This window comes from Limnohabitans sp. Rim11 (assembly GCF_001269365.1).
GTDB lineage: Bacteria > Pseudomonadota > Gammaproteobacteria > Burkholderiales > Burkholderiaceae_C > Limnohabitans_A.
Genome location: NZ_CXOM01000002.1, coordinates 357,974 through 374,096 on the forward strand (window position 1 = coordinate 357,974; position 16,123 = coordinate 374,096).

Below are 16,123 nucleotides of genomic sequence, written 5' to 3' on the forward strand. Positions count from 1 at the left end.
GATGAATTAGGCCAACCAGCGCTTGCGGCGTTTGTAACTCTTCACATCTTTGAAGCTCTTGCGCTCGCCGCCACCCATGCCCAAATAGAACTCTTTAACGTCTTCATTGGTGGCCAAGTCTTTGGCGGCGCCGTCCATCACAATGCGGCCGCTTTCCATGATGTAGCCATAGTCTGCGTACTTCAAAGCCATGTTGGTGTTTTGCTCGGCAATCAAGAAGGTGACTTTTTCTTTTTCGTTCAAGTCTTTGACGATGTTGAAAACCTCTTCCACAATTTGTGGTGCCAAGCCCATAGAGGGCTCGTCGAGCAAGACCATGTTGGGATTGGTCATGAGCGCGCGACCAATGGCACACATCTGTTGCTCACCACCGGAGGTGTACGCGGCTTGAGAGGTGCGGCGTGTTTTCAAACGGGGGAAGTAGGTGTAGACCTTGTCCAAGTTGGCTGCAATCTCGCCTTTGTCTGTGCGCGTGTAGCTACCAGTCATGAGGTTTTCTTCAATGGTGAGGTGAGCAAAGCAATGACGACCTTCCATGACCTGAACCACACCGCGGTTGACCAAATCTGCTGGCGACAAATTTTCGATACGCTCGCCGCGCAACTCAATGCTGCCCTTGGTAACTTCGCCACGCTCGCCTTTGAGCAAGTTGGAAATGGCCCGCAGGGTGGTTGTTTTGCCAGCGCCATTGCCGCCCAAAATGGCCACAATGCCTTGCTCGGGCACTTGCAATGAAACACCTTTTAAAACCAAGATCACGTGGTTGTAAATGACTTCGATGCCATTGACATTCAAAACTATTTTTTTCTCGCTCATGGACTTTGCCCCTTTGACCAAATGAAAACTTCGAGTGTGCTTCGAAGCTTTCATTTGGCAACTGCCGAAGCAGTTACCAAACTTTCAATTGGCAATTGCCGAAGCAGTTGCCAAAACTTGCATCGCTACAAGCAGCGTCTGATTAAGACTGGCAATCGGCCGGTGTGCGGCGTGTCAGCTTTTTCTCAGCAGCGTATTTGTCAGCAGCGGCTTTGACCATTGGCTTGATGATTTGCTCATCGGCCTGGTACCAGTCGCTGGTGAATTCCCACTTGCTACCGTTCCATGTGTGGATACGGGCCCAGTTGGCACCCATGTGGTCAGCGCATGAAGTAGAGACAGGGCGCAACACGCCTTTGAAGCCCAACGCATCGAGCTTAGGTTGTGTCAAGTTCAAGTTCTCATAACCCCAACGAGCTTGCTCGCCAGTCATGACTTTGCCCTTGCCGTATTTTTCTTGGGCTTGGCGAACGCCTTCAACTGCAAACATGGCGCTGAACAAACCGCGCATGTAAAGCACTTCACCGACTTCGTCCTTAGGACCTGTACCTTGGCCCTTGGCATGCAACTTTTCCAAAACTTCTTTCACAACAGCAGAACCTTTTTCGGCGCCGTGTTGCATCGTGATGGCGTTGTAACCTTTAGCGCCCATACCAATGTCTTTGACATCGGGTTCGGCACCTGCCCACCACACGCCGTAAATTTGCTCACGGGGGTAGCCTGTGGCTTGAGCCTCTTTAACCAAGGTGGAATTCATCACACCCCAACCCCAGTTGACGACGTAGTCAGGACGATCGCGGCGAATTTGCAACCAAGTAGATTTTTGCTCAACACCAGGGTGTGTCACGGGCAACAAGCTCAACTTGAAACCGTGCATGGCTGCACGCTCTTGCAAAATTGGAATGGCTTCTTTGCCGAAGGGGCTGTCGTGGTACACCAAGGCAATGTGCTTGCCTTTGAGCTTGTCAGCACCGCCTACTTTTTTGGCAATGTCTTGAATGATCACATCGCCAGCCACCCAGTATGTGCCAGCCAATGGGAAGTTCCATTTGAAGACGCCACCGTCAGCTGATTCACTGCGGCCATAGCCTGCAGTGATCAAAGGAATTTTGTCGCCAGGGGCTTTTTCAGTCAGGGCAAAAGTGATGCCGGTTGACAAAGGCTGGAATACTGTGGCGCCGCCGTTTTTGCCTTTCAAGCGCTCATAGCACTCAACACCACGGTCTGTGGCGTAGCCAGTTTCGCATTCTTCGAAACTTGCTTTCACGCCATTGATACCGCCACGTGCGTTGACAAGTTAGAGATAGTCAACGTAACCGTTGGCAAATGGCACACCGTTAGGCGCGTAAGCACCTGTTCTGTAAACGAGCACTGGGAAGAATTGCTCTTTGGTTTGTGCAGTTGCAACAGTGCTGACCAGCGCGCTGGAAAGTCCTGCAGCAGCCACTGTAACGGCTAGAGCGAGTTGACGAAGCTTCATGGTTGTCTCCTGTAAAAAGTAAAAGTGTGAAGCACTAGGGAAAAATCAGTGAGGGAAAGGCCAGAGGCGAAGCTTTTGCTTTGCAACGGACCACAGCTTGGCCAAGCCATGTGGCTCAACAATCAAGAACCAAACAATCAAGGCGCCAAAGATCATGAACTCGGCGTGCGAAATGGCGGCAGTTGAAATGGTGACACCTACGAGCGCGCCGATCGAAGGCAAGAACTGGTTCAAAAAGATGGGCAAAACCACAATAAATGCCGCACCAAAGAAGCTACCCATGATGGAGCCCATGCCGCCGATGATCACCATGAACAAGAGCTGGAATGAACGGTCAATAGAGAAGGCAGCAGGCTCCCAAGAACCCAAGTGAACAAAGCCCCACAAAGCACCTGCCACGCCCACAATGAAAGAGCTCACAGCAAAAGCACTGAGCTTGGCATACATCGGTCGAATGCCAATGACCGCAGCTGCGACGTCCATGTCGCGAATGGCCATCCATTCACGGCCAATGGCAGAGCGAACTAAGTTCTTTGCAAGCAGACCAAAGACCACCAAGAAAACCAAGCAGAACAAATATTTTTCGACGGGTGTTTGGATGGCAAAGCCCAACACATTCAAGTTAGAAACAGACACGGAGCCTGAGGCTGTGTTGTTGGTGAACCAGCCCACGCGCAGGAATGCCCAATCACAAAAGAACTGAGCCGCCAAGGTCGCAACGGCCAAGTAAAGGCCTTTCACGCGCAAACTGGGAATACCAAAAAAGATACCCACCAAGGTTGCAAAGAAGCCTCCGCTTAGAAGCGCAACGATCAGGGGAATGCCATCAATTCGAATGTAGGTGTTGTAAGCCATGTAGGCGCCGACCGCCATGAAGGCACCCGAACCCAATGAGATTTGTCCGCAGTAACCCACCAGGATGTTCACACCCAATGCCGCCAAAGACAAAATCAAAAAGGGAATCAAGATGGCACGGAACATGTACTCATCGACCAAAAATGGCACACCCACGAAAGCGAATGCAATCAGTGCCAAGATGGCCCAGCGATCTTGCGCAATCGCAAAAATTTGTTGGTCGCTTCTGTAAGAAGTTTTGAATTGACCGTTTTCTCTGTAGAACATGTTGTTTTTCCTTAGACGCGATCAATGATTTTTTCGCCAAACAAACCTTGGGGTCGGAACAGCAAGAAGACCAATGCAAGGACATACGCAAACCAAATTTCAATGCCGCCGCCCACATAAGGGCCTAGAAAAACTTCGGACAATTTTTCGCCAACACCAATGATCAGGCCACCAATGATGGCGCCTGGCACAGACGTCAAGCCGCCCAAAATAATGACGGGCAGTGCGCGCAAAGCAACCGTGGTCAAGGAGAACTGAACACCCATTTTGGAGCCCCAAATAATGCCAGCTACCAAAGCGGTGATGCCTGCCACAAACCAAACAATGACCCAGATTCGATTCAGAGGAATACCAATTGACTGGGCCGCTTGGTGGTCATCGGCCACAGCCCGCAGGGCACGACCTGTGCTGGTTTTTTGAAAGAACAAAGACAAGGCGGTTACCAGCAAGGCAGCAATCAACGCAGCATAGATGTCTTCCAAGTTGACCAACACACCCCCTGGGAATACAGATTCGAACAGGAAGATGGGTTCTTTGGGCATGCCCACATCAATTTTGTAAATGTCGCTGCCAAAGATGGTTTGGCCCAAGCCGTCGATGAAGTACGTGATACCCAGTGTGGCCATGAGGAGTGTGACGCCCTCTTGGTTGACCAAGTGACGCAACACAAATCGCTCAATGAGCCACGCCAAGACAAACATCAAAGCGGCGGCCAATACAAATGCAATGGTATTGCTGAGGATTTTGTTGTCCAGGCCCAAGATATCGGGAACCCATTCAGCAAACCTGGCCATGGCCAATGCCGCAAACAGCACCATGGCGCCTTGCGCAAAATTGAACACGCCAGACGCTTTGAAGATCAGCACGAAGCCGAGCGCCACCAAAGCGTAGAGCATGCCGGCCATCAGGCCACCCAGTAGAGCTTCCAAGAAAAATGCCATGTTGTTCTCCTCAATGATTGGTGCCAAGGTAGGCACTGATCACTTCTTCGTTGTTACGCACTTCTTCGGGAGTCCCGTCGCCGATTTTTTTGCCATAGTCCAGCACCACCACGCGGTCTGAAATGTCCATCACCACCCCCATGTCGTGTTCGATCAACACAATGGTGGTGCCAAATTCGTCGTTCACATCCAAGATGAAACGGCTCATGTCTTGCTTTTCTTCCACGTTCATACCGGCCATGGGCTCATCTAGCAACAAGACTTGTGGCTCCATGGCCAAAGCACGACCCAAGTCGACACGCTTTTGCAAACCATAGGGCAATTGGCCAACGGGTGTTTTGCGGTAGGCTTGAATTTCCAAGAAGTCGATGATGTGTTCGACAAAATCGCGATGGCGTTCTTCTTCTGCTTGAGCAGGACCAATTCGCAAAGCTTGCAAAAACAAATTGCTTTTGATGCGCAAGTTGCGGCCGGTCATGATGTTGTCAATCACGCTCATGCCTTTGAACAAGGCCAAGTTTTGGAACGTACGGGCCACACCCATCTCGGCCACTTGGCGGCTGTCCATGTGGTCAAAGGTTTGACCACGGAATGTGATGCTGCCTTCTTGGGGTGTGTAAACACCATTGATGCAATTGAGCATAGAACTTTTGCCAGCACCATTGGGGCCAATGATGGCGCGAATCTCATGCTCTTTGACATTGAAGGAAATGTCTGTCAGCGCCTTCACGCCACCAAACCTTAAGCTGATGTTGTTCACATCCAATATGACGTCACCGATTTTTTTGCTCATGTTGATTTCTCTGTGTTGAGACCCGACGGGTTCAAGCCGCAGCCTTCACGGGGACAAATGTTTTGGCATCGGAAATTTTGAGGGTCGCGCTCACACTGCCTGTGCGACCGTCCTCAAACTTCACCACGGTTTCAATGAACTGGGTGGTCAAGCCGCCATACAAAGCATCCACCAAGGGCAGATATTTCTCAGCAATGAAGCCGCGGCGGACCTTGTTGGTTCGAGTCAACTCACCATCATCGGCATCCAGTTCTTTGTGCAAGACCAAGAAGCGGCTGACCTGGCTGCCCGCCAGCAAATCGTCTTCGGCCAAGTCGGCATTGACTTGCTCCACGCACTCTTTGATCAACTCATAAACTTCTGGCTTTTGCGCCAAGTCGGTGTAACCGGCATAAGGCAAGTTGCGACGCTCAGCCCAGTTGCCCACTGCATCAAAGTCGATGTTGATCATGACGCATACTTTTTCGCGCTGGTCGCCATAGGCCACCACTTCTTTGATGTGCGGGAAGAACTTGAGTTTGTTCTCAACGTACTTAGGCGCAAACATGGCGCCGTCGTTGCTGCCGCCTTTGATGCGGCCCACGTCTTTGACGCGGTCAATGATTTTCAAATGGCCATGGCTGTCTAAGAAGCCGGCATCGCTGGTGTGATACCAACCATCGGCCGTCAACACTTCGGCTGTGGCTTCTGGGTTTTTGTAATAGCCTTTGAGCAAGCCGGGCGACTTCACCAAGATTTCGCCGTTGTCGGCCACTTTGATTTCAACACCGCGGCAAGGAACACCTACGGTGTCGGCACGCGCTTGGTTGTCGGGTTGCAAGCAGACAAACACGGCGGTTTCTGTGGAGCCATACAACTGCTTCAAGTTCACGCCAATGGAGCGGTAGAAAGTGAAGAGGTCAGGACCAATGGCTTCACCCGCGGTGTATGCCACGCGCACACGGCTAAATCCCAAATTGTTACGCAAGGGGCCGTAGACCAACAAGTTGCCGAGGCCATACATCAGACTATTGAACAAACCAATGGACTCGCCATCCATGCGCTTAGGGCCGACTTCTTTGGCCAAGCGCATGAAGTATTTGTACATGTTGCGCTTGAGGCTGCTGGCGTCTTCCATGCGAATGCTGACGCTGGTGAGCATGCCTTCAAAAACGCGGGGGGGTGCGAAGTAATACGTAGGACCGATTTCTTTCAAGTCGATGGTGACAGTTGCCGAAGATTCTGGACAATTGACCACATAACCGGCGACCAACCACTGCGCGTAGCTGAAAATATTTTGACCAATCCAAGCGGGTGGCAAATAGGCCAACACGTCTTCATTGGATGTAAGACGATCGAATTCTGCGCCAGCTTGCGCTCTGTCAATTAAAGTGCCGTGTGTGTGCACCACACCTTTGGGGTTGCCTGTAGTGCCAGATGTGAAGAACATGGCGGCTACGTCTTCTTTGGCCCCCATCTCCACTTGTTCTTTGTAAAAGTTAGGGTGCTGTTTGGCAAAGACTTCGCCTGCAGCCAACAGCTCATCGACGGAGCCCAGACCAGGTTCGTCGTATTTGCGCAAACCGCGCGGGTCATCGTAATAAATGTGGGTCAGTGCGGCGTAGGTTTCGCGCACCTCCAGCATTTTGTCGACCTGCTCTTGGTCTTCGACCACACACAAACGCACTTCGGCGTTGGTCATGGGGAAAACACATTCGGCTGCGACAGCGTCTTGATACAAGGGAATTGGAATGGCGCCCAGCGATTGCGCCGCCAACATGGTGGCATAGAGGCGGGGGCGATTAGAGCCCACCACGACCATGTGCTCACCGCGCTTTAAACCTGCCTGATGCAGGCCACAGGCCATATTGGCCACCATGGTGGCCATATCTTGCCAGCTGATGGTTTGCCAAATGCCATATTCTTTTTCACGCATGGCCGGCGCGCTGGGGCGCTGTGCGGCATGCGACAGGAGCAATTGAGGAAAGGTCGTCTGCATACGGGTCCTGGTTGAGTCACCGTCTCATCCACTAAAGAGAGACTTGTTGATTTCTTAGACTGGATGCTAGACTCTCATTTGACGTTAAGTTGTCGTTTCGACGACAATCTGTTGCGACACCCACTAGGATTTTCCCTAGGATTTTCAACGTCTTACAGCAAATTGACATGTCATCTGATCTGCATCAAAGAAGGCGACCGCCCACAGAAGAGGAATTGGCCAGCATTCCTTGGCTGGCTTTGCTCTTGCCCAAAGAGCGCGACCGCGCCATCAATGCTTTGCGCGTTGGTGACGCAAAAAAGGGCGATTTTGTATGCCGAGTCGGTCGACCTGTCACCTATTGGTTTGGCACCGTTTCGGGCTTGCTCAAAATGAGCAGCGACAACGAAGATGGCCAAACCATGACCTTCACGGGCGTACCACCAGGCGGCTGGTTTGGGGAAGGCACCGCCCTCAAGCGCGAGGTTTATAGATACAACATCCAAGCCCTCAGAGCCAGTGTGGTGGCGGGTTTGCCTTTGGACAACTTCCATTGGCTGATTGACAACTCTTTGGGCTTTAACCGCTTTGTGATGAACCAATTGAACGAGCGCTTGGCGCAGTTCATTGCTGCCCGAGAGTTTGACCGCTTGAACAACCCCGACTTGCGCGTGGCCCGCAACTTGGCAGCCCTGTTCAACCCCGTTTTGTTTTCGGGGGTGGGCGACCTGCTGCGCATTACCCAGCAGGAGCTGGCTTATTTGGTGGGCCTGTCGAGGCAGCGCGTGAACGAAGCCCTGATTCACTTGCAAGAAGAAGAACTCATTCGGGTGGAATACGGCGGCTTGCGAATATTGGACTTGCATGCATTGCGCACCCGCATGATTGACCGCAGAAACAGGGACAATCAGTCCAAAGAAAAAGCGATATGAACCAGCCTCCAGCCAAACCTACTTTCTCCCGCGCACCCCGACCTGCCAACGCAGTGTCTACCGCGCACCCCAGCGCAACGGGTGCCACCACAGTCCGCCTGAACAAACGCATGGCCGAATTGGGTTTGTGTTCACGCCGCGAAGCCGATGCATGGATTGAGCAAGGCTGGGTGTTGGTCAACGGCAAAGTGGCCGAGATGGGCATGCAAGTGGGCTCGTCCGATCGCATCACCGTAGAGCGTGCTGCCCAAGCGCAGCAAGAGCAACAAGTGACGGTGCTGCTGCACAAACCCATGGGCTATGTGAGCGGTCAAGCCGAGGATGGTCACGAACCCGCCATGGTTTTGTTTCAAGCCCGCAACCAGTGGTCGGGCGACACCACCCGCATTCGTTTTAGCCCCGCGCAATTCAAAGGCTTGGCACCTGCAGGCCGCTTGGACATTGACTCGGTGGGCTTGCTGGTCATGACGCAAGACGGCCGAGTGGCACGCCAATTGATTGGCGAAGACTCCGACATGGAGAAAGAATATTTGGTGCGGGTCACGTGTGCCGGCCCGCAGGGCGATATTGCTGTCAATGTGCAGGCTCACTTTCCTGCGGCCCAAATGCAACGTTTGCGCCATGGCTTGAGTTTGGATGGCAAGCCCCTCAAGCCCGCGCAAGTGGAATGGCAAAACCCCGAGCAACTTCGCTTTGTCTTAAAAGAAGGCAAGAAGCGCCAAATTAGACGCATGTGCGAGCAAGTGGGCCTGAAAGTGGTGGGCCTGAAACGCATTCGCATGGGTCGTGTGCATTTGGGCGCATTGCCTGTGGGGCAGTGGCGTTATCTAGGCCCCAAAGAGACCTTTTAAGCCCCTTGAAATTTCAAAACCCACCCCCAATTCTGGAGGTGGTGGGCCGCTCCGGCCCTGTTTTGCCCTCTTTTAAATTTGTAAATGCACGGGCAAGCTTTCTTTTTAACCGCTTTGTATCGATTTGAAAATGACAAAAAAGACCCATGCCTTTCAGGCCGAAGTAGCCCAGCTGCTCCACTTGGTAACGCACTCCCTGTATTCCAACCCCGAAATTTTTGTCCGTGAATTGGTCTCTAACGCATCGGACGCTTGCGACAAATTGCGCTTTGAAGCTTTGAACAATGACGCGCTCTACGAGAACCAGCCTAATCTGGAAGTGCGTTTGTCGTTTGACACCGAAGCCAAAACGTTGACCATTGCCGACAACGGTATTGGCATGACGGCGCAAGAAGCCATCGACAACTTGGGCACCATTGCCAAGAGTGGCACCAAAGATTTCATGAGCAAATTGTCGGGCGATCAAAAGTCAGATGCCCAGCTCATTGGCCAATTTGGCGTGGGCTTTTATTCTGGTTTCATTGTGGCCGACAAGATTACCGTTGAAACACGCCGCGCAGGCGCGCCTACCTCCGAAGGCGTGCGCTGGATCAGCGGCGGCACCGGCGACTTTGAAGTGGAAGCCATCGAGCGCGCCACACGCGGCACCAGCATCATCTTGCACTTGCGCGAAGACGCGCTGCAATACGCCAACACTTGGAAGCTGAAAGAAATCGTTGGCAAATATTCCGACCACATCAGCTTGCCCATCTTGATGGAAAAAGAAGAGTGGCAAGATGGCGAGCTGATTGGCAAAGACGAAAGTGAAGGCCGTCAACCTGGCAGCATGGTGAAGACCGGCGAGTGGGAAGCCATCAATAAGGCGACAGCTTTGTGGACACGTCCTAAAAAAGACGTGACCGAAGAGCAGTACAAAGACTTCTACAAGCAAATCAGTAAAGACTTTGCCGAGCCCCTCACTTGGACGCACAACCGTGTGGAAGGCAGCACCGAGTACACACAGCTTTTGTACATTCCATCGCAAGCGCCCCAAGACTTGTGGAACCGCGACAAAAAAGCAGGCATCAAGTTGTACGTCAAGCGCGTGTTCATCATGGACGACGCCGAAGCGCTCATGCCCAGCTACTTGCGCTTTGTCAAAGGCGTGGTGGATTCTGCTGATTTGCCTTTGAACGTGAGCCGCGAATTGCTGCAAGAAAGCCGCGACGTCAAAGCCATTCGCGAAGGTTGCACCAAGCGTGTCTTGTCCATGCTTGAAGACTTGGCCAAACACAATGAAGCACCTGCGGCTTCTGAAGACGGTGTCACCGACGTGGTGAGTGAAGAAGACAAAGCGAAGCAAGGCCAATACACAAACTTCTATAAAGAGTTTGGTGCCGTGCTCAAAGAAGGCTTGGGCGAAGACTTTGGCAACCGCGAACGCTTGGCCAAACTCTTGCGCTTTGCCTCCACTTCATCCGACGAAGTGAGTGTGTCTTTGGCCAACTACAAAGCCCGCATGAAAGAAGGCCAAGAAGCCATCTACTACATCACCGCCGACACACTGGCCGCCGCCAAGCACAGCCCTCAGTTGGAAGTGTTCAAGAAAAAGGGCATTGAAGTTTTGCTCATGACCGACCGCGTGGACGAATGGGCTCTGAACTTCATGCACGAGTTTGATGGCACCCCCATGCAAAGCGTGGCCAAAGGCGCGTTTGACTTGGGCAGCTTGCAAGACGAAGAAGAAAAGAAAGCCGCTGAAGAAGCTGCCGAAACTTTCAAGCCTTTGCTGGCCAAACTAAAAGAAGCATTGAAAGACAAAGCCGAAGACGTGCGCGTGACCAGCCGCTTGGTGGACTCACCTGCCTGTTTGGTGGTGACGGACAACGGCATGAGCATGCAGTTGGCGCGCATGCTGAAGCAAGCGGGTCAGCAAGCGCCTGAGTCTAAGCCTGTGTTGGAAGTAAATCCTGAGCATGCGTTGGTGAAGAAGCTCGAGGGCTCTGTGCACTTCCACGATTTGGCCAACATTTTGTTTGACCAAGCTTTGCTGGCTGAAGGCGGCATGCCAGAAGACCCAGCGGCTTATGTGCGCCGTGTGAATGCTTTGTTGGTTTAACTCAATTAAACCATTGGCATTTCAATGAACAAGCCGCCCGAAGGCGGCTTGTTCATGTCTGCTTAGACCACCAGCAGCGGCTCCTGCATTTGTTCAATCTGCTCTTCCAACATTTGAACTTGCCCGCGCCAATAGTCAGGCGTACCAAACCACGGGAAGTTGATGGGGAAGATGGGATCGTCCCAGCGACGTGCAAGCCATGCGCTGTAATGCACCAAGCGCAGGGTGCGCAAAGGCTCAATCAAGGCCAGTTCACGCCGATCAAAATCGCGTACTTGCTCATACCCCTCTAGCAACATGCTCATCTGACCTGAGCGTTGTTTGCGATCACCAGACAAGAGCATCCACAAGTCTTGCACCGCAGGACCCATGCGCGCATCGTCCAAGTCGACAAAGTGCGGACCACCGCCTGGCAAATCTGCAGGTGTCCACAAAATATTGCCAGGATGACAGTCACCATGCAAACGCAGCATTTGAAAATGGGGCCAATCGCTGCCATGCGCAGAACCTAAGCCAGCGGCGTGCATCACCTCCATGGCTTGCTGCCACGCGTCTTGCCATGCACGCTCGACTTCCATCGGAATGGCTTTGTTGCTGAACAACCAATCCTTGGGCTCTTGCATGAAGGTGTCGATGCTGAGCGTAGGTCGGTTGTGAAAAGGCTTGGCAGCCCCCACTGTGTGAATGCGCGCTAAAAATCGGCCAATCCATTCCAACACTTCGTCGTCATCCAATTCTGGTGGGCGTCCCCCGCGGCGCTCACTGACGGAAAAAGAGAAGCCTTGAAACGCTGGATCATGTGAAGCATCGTTTGAGCCACTTGCCATGAAAGGCTTGTGATACAAAGTCCGGCCTTGCAAATTCAATGCAGGCACAACAGGAACTTCTGCCGCAACCAACTCTGCCGCAAAGTCGTGCTCTTCTTGAATTTGTGCATCAGTCCACCGGCCAGGCCGATAAAACTTTGCAACGACGCTGTCCGGCACGGGCGTGCCATCGGTTTGTGTCGGGGCTCGCTCAGTTTCAAGTTGGATTTGATAGACGCGGTTTTCGTAAGAGCTGAGCGCTGTGAGGCGGCCATCTCCCATCAGTCCAATGTCGGCCAAGGCATCTAGAACAGCGTCGGGCGTGAGCGAAGCATAAGGATGCAAAGCGTCCCACTCGGCAGGCCCTTGTGGGAGATCATTCATCATTCAGTGTTCCTAAAAATTCAAACGGCACATCTTGCTTCACCAGAATGACCGTGCAAGGCGCTTCCATGGCCACCTTGATGGGCACCGTGGCCACAAAGCGTTGCATCTGCAAGCCATGGGTGGCTGCGCCCATGATGATCATGCTGACTTCGTTGCCTTGTGCATACTTGACCAGGGCATCGGCGACATCGCCCGACTCCAATACATGGAAAGAAACTTGATGGTCATGCAAATCAAGCCCTTGCGACCATTGTTGCATGCGCGCCAAGTGCATGCGGTGCACGCTGCTTTCACTTTGACTCGATTCTGTGCTGCTGATGTCACCCGAGGAAATCACGGTGACACACGCCAGGCGCGCGCCAGGCCGAATGCCCAAAGATCTGGCAACCGCTTCACGCAGGGAATACCAAGTGGCATCGCTCACATCTGCGTGCGGCAAGGCCACCATCAAAATGGGTACTTCTTTGATTTGTTGGGATGGTAACGGGCTAGGCTGGTAGTGCATGCCGGCGGCTTTCAGCCAGCGCTTGAAATGTTCTTTGAAGCCAGTACCCTTGATTTGCCGACCGCGCTCGGTGATGCGAATTTGATCGGGGTGACTCAAGTCCATGGCCAAGTGCGCCGCCGAAGGGTATCGCTTGACCGCCTCGGGATGCAGGCATTTCAAAATCACTTCTTGTAACCACTCTGGCACCAGAGGGTTGCGCTTGCGAGGCGGCACAGGGTCCATCCACAAACGCTGACGCATGCCCCCTGCTGTGGCGGGCTCCCCGAAGGGCAACTCGCCTGTGGCCAGTTCATACAATATGACGCCGATGGCAAAAATATCAGAGCGAGGGTCGCCGCGCACACCCACCACTTGCTCGGGCGCAATCCACGCGGGAGAACCCACAGCCTTGCGCAATTCTTCCGCCAACAAATCGGGGTAATGTGCGTGGCATGACAAGCCAAAATCTAGCAACACCACTTTGCCATTGGGGCGGATCAAGACATTGGCTGGCTTGAGGTCTAAGTGACACACATTTTGTTTGTGCAAGCTGTGCACCGCATGGGCCAACTCAGTCCCCAAGCGGGCAATGGCTCGGTCATGCAAGCCGGTTTGAAATGTTTCTTTGTGAAAGTTTTCGGCCCAAGTTTCAAGGGTTGCCGCTTGCACGTACTCCATGACCAAATAGGGCGTTCGCAACAAATCACCGGCCGCCACAAAACGTGGCACATGCGAGCCAGAGAGGGCTGGCAATATTTGATGCTCCACCTCAAAGCTCACGATGTTCTCAGCGCCATCTCCCGCAGTCATACGCGGAATTTTCATGGCCATGGGAAACTCTGATTCGCGGCGCGTACCGTCTTCGCTCAAGGCATATTGAACGGTGTAGATGTGCGCCATACCGCCGGCATGCAGGCATTCTTCAATTTCAAAGCCATCAATGACATGGCCAGGATTTAAAAGTTTCATCGCCCTAACGCCAATCGCTCAGCAAAAAATTCGGGCAAGCAGGCATCACGAATGGCATTTGCAGCCGCCTGATGGTCATAGGCCACACGGTGAAACGTCATGCGCCCCGCCACATCATCGTAGAGGGCATACATGGCTTCCGGCTTGTGATCGCGCGGCTGCCCCACCGACCCCACAGTGGCCACCCATCGGCGATGCGAGGGCATGGGCACAGGTACGCCCGCAGTCGGCTCGAAGCGCATCATGCTGTGTCCCGTGCCGCGGTAATACACCGTTTGCTGATGCACATGCCCCACCACCACATGGCGTGCATCGAAGTTTTGAAGCGCATGGTCGGCACACATATCTGCCGCACGCTCTGAGTCGACATAGTGCCAACGCTCTGGGGCATGCGCGCTGGCATGAACCAACAACAAAGGTCCCGACAAAGCGGTCAAAGGCAAAGACTTTAAAAACTCACGCTGCGAGGCACTCAGCTGATCAAAGGTCCACTGTGTCGTACTGCTGCCTAAGCTCTGATCATCGACAGGCGGCTTAACGGCCATGGCATCGTGGTTGCCTTGAATGACCCAAGCACCCTCATCGACCAACTGAATGGCGACGTCAACCACCTCTTGCGGGTTGCCGCCATAACCGACCAAATCACCCAGCAAAGCCCAACGGTCAATGCCTTGCGTCTTGGCATGTGCCATGCAAGCGTTCAAGGCTTGCAAATTGGCATGGATATCCGAGAGCAATGCAATTTTCACAACATCATTTTCCAGTGAAGCGTGCGTCGCGTTTTTCAACGAACGACTGCACACCTTCTTTGGCGTCTTCGCTGTTGGACAAGGTTTTTTGTACCGAAATAAATTCGTGCATGGCCACCAAAGGACCTTGCTCTACAGCCTTCAACACATTTTGACGCGTTGCCACGATGGCCAGTGGGGCTTGCGCGGCTATGGCTTTTGCAATCTTGATTGCCTCGTTCAACTGCTCACCTGCAGGCACCACACGCTGCACAAAATTCAAACGCAAAGCTTCTGCACTGTTGAACTCATCACCGGTGAGCAAATGCAGCAAGGCATTGCCCATACCAGCACGTTCAGCCATGCGCAAAGTAGCACCGCCGGTGGCCATGATGCCTCGCTTCACTTCCAATTGCGAGAAGCGGCAGTTATCTGCGGCCACCACAATGTCGGCGGCCAACATCAACTCAATGCCCAGGGTGTAGGTGATGCCCTGCACCGCCACCACCATGGGTTTGGTACGGCGGCGATAGCCCTCCATGCCCAAATTGAGAGGGTCAACCAAACCCAGCGGCACGGCTTTTTCGCCGCGCTGCATGAGGGGTGCAATGGTTGGCAAATCAAGGCCTGCCGTAAAGTGGTCCCCCATGGCATGCAACACACCCACACGCAAGGCAGGCTCATCGTCTAGGCGTGTGTAGGCCTCACCTAACTCACGGTACATCTTGGGCGTAAAGCCGTTGCGCTTGTTGGGTCGGTTGATACCGATCAACAACACGCCGTCTTGTAATTCCAAGTCGATGCTGCCTTCTGGGTGAATTGTTGTCATAGAGAACCTTCTCAGCAGATTAAAGAGTCACGCGTTCAACGAACTTGCTTTAAATCAATATTGGTACACACCGTGGCCCGTTTTGCGGCCTAAACGGCCGGCTGCCACCAACTCTTTGAGCAAGGGGCAAGGGCGGTATTTGCTGTCGCCAAATTCTTTGAGGTAAACCTCCATCACCGCCAAGCACACATCGAGGCCAATCATGTCGGCCAAAGCCAGAGGTCCAATGGGTTGGTTGCAACCGAGCTTCATGCCAGCGTCAATGTCGTCGGGTGTGGCCAAGCCTTCTGACAACACAAACAAGGCTTCGTTGATCATGGGCACCAAGATGCGGTTGACCACAAAACCTGGCGCGTTCTTCACAGTGATGGGTGTCTTGCCCAAGGCAGTGGCCAGGGCATGCACCGCATCGTGCGTTGCGTCGCTGGTTTGCAAACCGCGAATGATTTCCACCAATGCCATCATGGGCACAGGGTTGAAAAAGTGCATGCCGATGAAACGGTCTGCACGGCTGGTCACAGCAGCCAACTGCGTGATAGAAATAGAAGAAGTGTTGGAAGCAATGATGACGTCAGGCGCCAACATGCCATCCAGCTGTTTCAAGATTTTGACTTTGAGGTCTTGGTTTTCGGTGGCAGCTTCTATGACCAGGTCTGCGCTCATCAGGTCTTCGTACTTTGTACTGCCCTGAATTTTGGACAATGCTGCCGCTTTGTCGGCTTCTGTGATTTTTTCTTTTTTCAGCAAGCGGTCCAAGCTGCCTGAAACTGTTGCAATGCCTTTGGCCACAGCCGCTTCAGAGATGTCCACCATCACCACGGGAATACCTACCACGGCACATGCTTGTGCAATGCCGTTGCCCATGGTGCCTGCGCCAATGATGCCTACTTTTTGAATGATCATGATTTGAAAAGTGAAAAGTTAAGA

Annotated in this window: 13 protein-coding genes and 1 pseudogene; 3 read left to right on the top strand and 11 right to left on the bottom strand. The window is 53.0% G+C overall.

Features of this window, described 5'->3' with window-relative positions:
* Window positions 1–6 precede the first annotated feature (6 nt).
* The 6 genes and pseudogenes from AMM03_RS06420 to AMM03_RS06445 form a co-directional block, all read right to left on the bottom strand.
* Entirely contained in the window at window positions 7–816 is an 810-nt protein-coding gene (locus tag AMM03_RS06420; protein ID WP_090130675.1) for an ABC transporter ATP-binding protein, read from the bottom strand.
* 142 nt (window positions 817–958) lie between these two features.
* Window positions 959–2,296, bottom strand: a pseudogene (locus AMM03_RS06425) (ABC transporter substrate-binding protein).
* 45 nt (window positions 2,297–2,341) lie between these two features.
* Window positions 2,342–3,418: a branched-chain amino acid ABC transporter permease gene (locus AMM03_RS06430; protein WP_090129691.1), complete on the bottom strand. Its 1,077-nt coding sequence runs from the start codon at window positions 3,416–3,418 to the stop codon at window positions 2,342–2,344.
* An 11-nt stretch (window positions 3,419–3,429) separates the two neighbouring features.
* A complete protein-coding gene (locus tag AMM03_RS06435; RefSeq protein WP_090129693.1) occupies window positions 3,430–4,359 on the bottom strand; it encodes a branched-chain amino acid ABC transporter permease in 930 nt (309 codons plus the stop codon).
* A 10-nt stretch (window positions 4,360–4,369) separates the two neighbouring features.
* Window positions 4,370–5,152 (bottom strand): ABC transporter ATP-binding protein, encoded by a 783-nt coding sequence (locus tag AMM03_RS06440; RefSeq protein ID WP_090129695.1) that lies wholly within the window; start codon window positions 5,150–5,152, stop codon window positions 4,370–4,372.
* A gap of 31 nt (window positions 5,153–5,183) precedes the next feature.
* Window positions 5,184–7,130 (bottom strand): AMP-binding protein, encoded by a 1,947-nt coding sequence (locus AMM03_RS06445; RefSeq protein WP_090129697.1) that lies wholly within the window; start codon window positions 7,128–7,130, stop codon window positions 5,184–5,186.
* Between the two features lie 167 nt (window positions 7,131–7,297).
* Here AMM03_RS06445 and AMM03_RS06450 point away from each other — a divergent pair, with 167 nt between their 5' ends.
* The 3 genes from AMM03_RS06450 to htpG all read left to right on the top strand — a co-directional run bounded on the left by AMM03_RS06450 (window position 7,298) and on the right by htpG (window position 10,990).
* Window positions 7,298–8,041, top strand: a complete 744-nt coding sequence (locus AMM03_RS06450) for a Crp/Fnr family transcriptional regulator (RefSeq protein WP_090129699.1) — start codon at window positions 7,298–7,300, stop codon at window positions 8,039–8,041.
* Window positions 8,038–8,892, top strand: a complete 855-nt coding sequence (locus tag AMM03_RS06455) for a pseudouridine synthase (RefSeq protein ID WP_090129701.1) — start codon at window positions 8,038–8,040, stop codon at window positions 8,890–8,892. Before AMM03_RS06450 ends, AMM03_RS06455 begins: the two co-directional genes overlap by 4 nt.
* Window positions 8,893–9,022: 130 nt before the next feature.
* Window positions 9,023–10,990, top strand: coding sequence for a molecular chaperone HtpG (gene htpG, locus AMM03_RS06460; protein ID WP_090129703.1), 1,968 nt, complete (start codon window positions 9,023–9,025; stop codon window positions 10,988–10,990).
* 62 nt (window positions 10,991–11,052) lie between these two features.
* Here htpG and AMM03_RS06465 read toward each other — a convergent pair whose 3' ends face one another.
* The 5 genes from AMM03_RS06465 to AMM03_RS06485 are packed head-to-tail and all read right to left on the bottom strand — an operon-like array spanning window position 11,053 to window position 16,099.
* Complete coding sequence (locus tag AMM03_RS06465; protein WP_228764593.1) at window positions 11,053–12,183, bottom strand: serine/threonine protein kinase; 1,131 nt, start codon at window positions 12,181–12,183, stop codon at window positions 11,053–11,055.
* Window positions 12,173–13,639, bottom strand: a complete 1,467-nt coding sequence (locus AMM03_RS06470; protein WP_090129705.1) for a bifunctional serine/threonine-protein kinase/universal stress protein — start codon at window positions 13,637–13,639, stop codon at window positions 12,173–12,175. The genes AMM03_RS06465 and AMM03_RS06470 overlap by 11 nt, the downstream gene beginning before the upstream one ends.
* Complete coding sequence (locus AMM03_RS06475; protein WP_090129707.1) at window positions 13,636–14,388, bottom strand: metallophosphoesterase family protein; 753 nt, start codon at window positions 14,386–14,388, stop codon at window positions 13,636–13,638. The genes AMM03_RS06470 and AMM03_RS06475 overlap by 4 nt, the downstream gene beginning before the upstream one ends.
* Before the next feature lie 4 nt (window positions 14,389–14,392).
* Window positions 14,393–15,196, bottom strand: coding sequence for a crotonase/enoyl-CoA hydratase family protein (locus AMM03_RS06480; RefSeq protein ID WP_090129708.1), 804 nt, complete (start codon window positions 15,194–15,196; stop codon window positions 14,393–14,395).
* A gap of 54 nt (window positions 15,197–15,250) precedes the next feature.
* Window positions 15,251–16,099, bottom strand: a complete 849-nt coding sequence (locus tag AMM03_RS06485) for a 3-hydroxybutyryl-CoA dehydrogenase (RefSeq protein WP_090129710.1) — start codon at window positions 16,097–16,099, stop codon at window positions 15,251–15,253.
* Window positions 16,100–16,123 lie beyond the last annotated feature (24 nt).